At 65.3% G+C, this 1,085-nt stretch carries 1 protein-coding gene; it reads left to right on the plus strand.

The genetic code is table 11. The features are described 5' to 3' along the window. On the plus strand, positions 1–973 hold a 973-nt coding region (locus EN969_RS32440; RefSeq protein WP_127419802.1), incomplete at its 5' end, for an efflux RND transporter periplasmic adaptor subunit. Positions 974–1,085: the final 112 nt, after the last annotated feature.

The raw sequence follows: 1,085 nt of genomic DNA on the forward strand, positions 1-1,085 counted from the left end.
CAGCCAGATCGTCTCGATCGACGTCAAGGATGGGCAGATGGTCAGGGTCGGCGACGTTCTGTTCTCGCTCGATGACCGGGCGCTGAAGGCGCAGCTTGCCAAGGATCAAGCGGCGCTCGCCAAGGATCAGGCGATGCTCGCCAGCTCGCAGTCCGATCTCCAGCGCGCCAAGGATCTGGTTGCCAAGCAGGCCGGCACGCAGCAGACCTACGACCAGGCCGTCGCCGCGCAGAAGGCTGCCGCTGCGACCGTTGACGCCGACAAGGCGACAATCGACGCCGACAATGTCCAGCTTGGCTTCGCCACGATCACGGCGCCGATTTCCGGCAGGCTGGGTGCGGTCAGCGTCGCCGTCGGCGATCTCGTCACCGTCAGCAATGGCAACAGCAGCACGGCGACCCCGCTGGTGACCATCACCCAGATGGACCCGCTGCAGGTCAACTTCAATCTGCCGGAAAGCAATCTCGCCCTGCTGCACAAGGCGCTTGCCAATCCGCAGCAGGGCGCGGTGACACTGACCAAGGATGGTGACGCGACGCCGATCGGCAAGGGCACGCTCGATTTCGTCGACTCCAGCGTCGACACTGCGTCGGGCACTATCGCGACGCGGGCAAGTATTCCCAATGCCGACCTTTCGCTATGGCCCGGCCAGTATGTGAATGTCGTGCTCGACGCCGGCATCATGCCGCAGATGACATCGGTTCCTACCGTCGCCGTGCAGCCAAGCCAGAAGGGCCCTTTCGTCTATGTGGTCAAGCCGGACAACACGGTCGAGATGCGGCCGGTGCAGGTGGCGCTGACCGAAGGCGACAACAGCGCCATCAGCCAGGGGCTGAAAAGCGGTGAGAAGGTTGTCACCGAGGGCCAGACACGGCTGAAGGACGGCGCCGCGGTGCATGAAGGCAAGACCACGGCGGGTGCCGCTGCGCCCAAGGTGGCCGAGGCGACCAGCGCCGGCGAGGCCGCCCAATGATCTCCGAATTCTGCATACGCCGGCCCGTCGCCACCCTTCTGATGTCGTTCGCCCTCGTGCTGGGCGGGCTGTTCGCCTACAAGTTCCTGCCGGTGGCCGCACTGCCCAGCGC

Source organism: Mesorhizobium sp. M7A.F.Ca.CA.003.01.2.1, from assembly GCF_003998945.1.
GTDB classification, from domain to species: Bacteria; Pseudomonadota; Alphaproteobacteria; order Rhizobiales; family Rhizobiaceae; genus Mesorhizobium; species Mesorhizobium ciceri.